This is a genomic window from uncultured Campylobacter sp. (genome assembly GCF_937949835.1).
Taxonomy (GTDB): Bacteria; Campylobacterota; Campylobacteria; order Campylobacterales; family Campylobacteraceae; genus Campylobacter_B.
The window spans coordinates 1-3,784 of sequence record NZ_CALEDC010000243.1; the positions used below are offsets into that span (position 1 = coordinate 1).

Annotated in this window: 2 protein-coding genes and 1 pseudogene; all 3 read left to right on the top strand. The window is 49.5% G+C overall.

Features of this window, described 5'->3' with window-relative positions; all coding sequences use genetic code 11:
- Window positions 1-59 precede the first annotated feature (59 nt).
- Window positions 60-722 (top strand): response regulator transcription factor, encoded by a 663-nt coding sequence (locus tag Q0256_RS05545; protein ID WP_297960902.1) that lies wholly within the window; start codon window positions 60-62, stop codon window positions 720-722.
- Window positions 706-2,157: a HAMP domain-containing protein gene (locus Q0256_RS05550; protein ID WP_297960905.1), complete on the top strand. Its 1,452-nt coding sequence runs from the start codon at window positions 706-708 to the stop codon at window positions 2,155-2,157. The genes Q0256_RS05545 and Q0256_RS05550 overlap by 17 nt, the downstream gene beginning before the upstream one ends.
- A gap of 439 nt (window positions 2,158-2,596) precedes the next feature.
- Window positions 2,597-3,784: pseudogene (locus tag Q0256_RS05555) on the top strand (excinuclease ABC subunit A); the annotation flags it as partial.

Here is a 3,784-nt window from a genome sequence, read left to right on the forward strand (position 1 = left end):
ATTTATGCGTTTTTAGCTAAAATGGCGGATTAGAATTAGCAAAATTTTAAAGGAGCACTTTGAAAATTTTACTTGTCGAGGATGAAAAAGATCTAAATCAAATCATCGCAAAATGTCTGAGAAAGGACGACTACAGCGTAGATTACGCCTTTTGCGGCAAGGAAGCGCTAGAGTTTTTGGATGTCGCAAAATATGACGCTATCGTGCTTGATGCGATGATGCCTGTGATGGACGGCTTTGAGTTTTTGAAGGCGGCGCGGGCGCGCGGACTGGGAACGCCTGTTTTATTTTTAACTGCGCGGGATGCTAAAGAAGATATCGTCGCAGGACTTGATCTGGGCGCAGACGATTATATGGTTAAGCCCTTTGATTTTCGTGAGCTTTTGGCGCGGCTTCGCGCAATTATCAGGCGTAAAAACGCTACTGCTGATAACGAAATTATCATAAGGCAAGTGCGCCTAAATCTAAGCAAAAAATCGGTCGTCTGCGCGAGCGAGGTAGTGGAGCTAACGGGTAAGGAATATAGAATTTTAGAGCTTTTGATGCTAAATCGCGGTGCGATTTTAAGCCGAGAACAAATCGGTGAAAGCATTTGGGATTTTAGCGACGAAACAAGCTCAAATGTTATCGATGTTTTAATCAAAAATATCCGCAAAAAGCTAGGCGAGCACGGCGATATAATAGAAACGAAGCGAGGGCTTGGCTATGTCGTGGCAAAATAGCGAGATTTGGATTAAAATTTCGGCGATTGCGAAGCAGATCTTTGCTGCTGTGGTGCTTTTCGTATTAAAATTCGTGCGAAATTTTAAACAGAATTTTACGCATAATTTTGCGTGTTTAAAGAAAAGCCGCAAGAAAAATCCCATGCAAAATATCGAGTTAAACCAGGCTCTAAATTCTACTCAAAGCCAGGCGTCAAATTTTAAACGGAATTCCACGCAAAATCCGGCATCAAATTCCGCGCCAAATTTTTCTGCTACAGGCGCAACACCCGATCTAGCGCAAAATTCTAATAGCGTCCTCGCGCAAAGTCAAGGACAAAATTTCGCGTCTAAAATCACAATACAAAATTTTGCTCAAGCCTTATCTAGAGTATTTACAACCGCTAAGGAGAATTTTATCTCGCGCGCGCTACCTATCAGCCTACGCGTGACGCTTTATTACAGCGTATTTATTTTGGCGCTTGCAGGCACTATTATCGGCATTTGCGGCTATATTTTAGACGAAGTATCAGGAAGCTCCGTCAGCCAAAAAAAGCTTGCCCGCTTAGTGCAAAAAGCCGCGCGCGAGGACAAGCTAAGAAGCTTTGATGACGGTGTATTTTTCTACGAACATGACGGACAAGGCGGCGTGATCGCGGGGTTTGTACCTAAAGGCTTCGAGCCTGCGCTGCCGCTCTCGCCTCAAGGCGCGCGCGAGGTGGAGCTTGACGACGATGAGTTTTTCTATTACGACGCGCAGATCAAAGGGCGCAACGCATGGATACGCGGCGTCATCGCAGTTAGCGAGTTTGAGCTTGCGATGAAACGCGTGATGCTAATCGCTCTTATCCTATCGCCGATATTTGTGGTGCTCATCATCTACGGCGGCTACGCGATCATAAAAAGAGCGTTTAAGCCCGTGCGCACTATGTCGCGTACAGCTAGCGAGATCGGAGCTAGCGGCGATTTTACGCGGCGAATAGAACTACCGCGAGGCAAGGATGAGCTAAGCGCGCTCGCAGCTACGTTTAATGAAATGCTAGCATCGCTGCAAAGCGCGTTTGAGCGCGAGCGGCAGCTAAGCGCCGACCTTTCGCATGAGCTGCGTACGCCCGTTGCCGTCATACTGGCTCAAAGCGACTACGCCCTAGCCTACGAGCAAGACGCGAGCGAGGCGGGGGAGAGTTTCGCCGTCATAAACAATCAAGCGCGTAAAATTTCGGCGCTAATAGAGCAAATTTTAGAGCTTGCTCGCTGTGCCTCCCAACATGCGAGCGATAAAATTTCGATCCGTCCTCGCCGCAAAATTCCTGCGCCGCCATGCCGCCAAAGTAAAACGCCTCGCCGATTTGCACGCCTTTATCCGCGCAGCCGCAGACGCCTATGTTTAGCGCAAAGTCCACGCGCCGCGAAAGTAAAATTTCACCGAAGCGCTCTGAATTTTGCGCGGAGTTAAAATTTAAAATTTTAAAATTTTCAGTCGCATTTTGCGTGGAGTCAGCTTCTGCGTCGCTGCCGCAGAGTGCGCCCGCGTCCGAAAAATGCTTAAATTTTGCGTCTGCGCCGCGTCGATCCTTGCGGAGCTCGCGCCCGAATTCCGCGTCTGTATCGGCACGGCGAACAAATTTTGCGCCGGGTTCGCTCTTAAATTCTATTTCTATGCCGCCTGCAGCGCCCGCTTTAAATTTAGCCCCGAACCTCACGCCGCATATGTATAGAAGCATCTGCTCGCCTGCGAACAGATCGCCGCTACGAGTAAGTTTAAAACTCTCGATTATCGCTTGGGCTTCGCAGCGCAAAGCCGTGCAGATTAGTATCATCGCCGCCCCTTCCAAAAGCGCAATTTTAACAATTTGAGCTATAATGTAAGATTAATTTGGCACAAAAGGGCGAAAATGAACGATCTCATCACCATCACGGGCGCGCGCGAGCACAATCTGAAAAATATAAATTTGCAAATTCCAAAGGACAAACTCGTCGTTTTTACCGGTCTTAGCGGCAGCGGCAAGAGCACGCTGGCGTTTGATACGCTATATGCCGAGGGGCAGCGCAGATATGTCGAGAGCCTAAGCAGCTACGCGAGGCAGTTTTTAGACCGCGTAGGCAAGCCTGACGTCGATAAGATCGACGGTCTGACGCCCGCGATCGCGATCGATCAAAAAACGACGTCGAAAAACCCGCGCTCGACGGTGGGCACGATCACCGAAATTTACGACTATCTGAGACTGCTTTATGCGCGCGTGGGGGTGCAGCACTGCCACAAATGCGGTAAGCCGATCTCAAAGATGAGCTCCAGCGACATCATCGCCGAGATTATGAAGCTGCCGCGCGGCGCAAAGGTGATCTTAGGCGCGCCCTTGGTGCGCGAGAAAAAGGGCAGCTTCGCCGATATGTTGCAAAGCCTACGCGAGCAGGGCTACGTGCGCGCTCAGATCGACGGCGTGCTGGTGCGGCTGGACGAGGAGATCGAGCTGAGCAAGACGAAAAAGCACTCGATCAAGGTTATCATCGACCGCACGATCATCGACGAGGAAAATTCCATCCGTATCGCAAGCGACGTCGAAAAGGCGCTCAAGCTCAGCTTCGGCGAGCTTGAGGTGGAAATCGCAAACGCCGCCGAGCTGGGGCTCGCGCAGAGCCTGATCCATTACAGCGAGCATATGGCGTGCTTTGATTGTAAAATTTCATTCAAGCCGCTCGAGCCGCTCGCGTTTAGCTTCAACTCCCCAAAGGGCGCGTGCGAGAGCTGCGACGGGTTGGGGATAAAATTTAGCCTCGATCTGGGCAAGATCATCAACGAAAACGCCTCGATCGAGGGCGGCGCGATCAAGGTGATGTCGGGCTTTAACAAGAGCTATTATTATAAATTTCTGCTCGGATTTTGCGAAGCAAACGGCATAAACGTCAAAATTCCGTATGCAAACTTAAACGAGGAGCAAAAAAAGCTGATCCTTTACGGCAGCGTCAAAGAGATCGATTTTTACTGGAAAAAACATAAGCTCGTGCGTAAATTCGAGGGCGCGATCAAATACGCCTACGATCTGCTCAAAAACGAAAGCGATCTGGATGAGTATATGAGCGAA

Bases quoted from the DNA above. Each gene is read 5' to 3' on its own strand.
- Q0256_RS05550 (WP_297960905.1), top strand. From the start codon at position 706: ATGTCGTGGCAAAATAGCGAGATTTGGATTAAAATTTCGGCGATTGCG.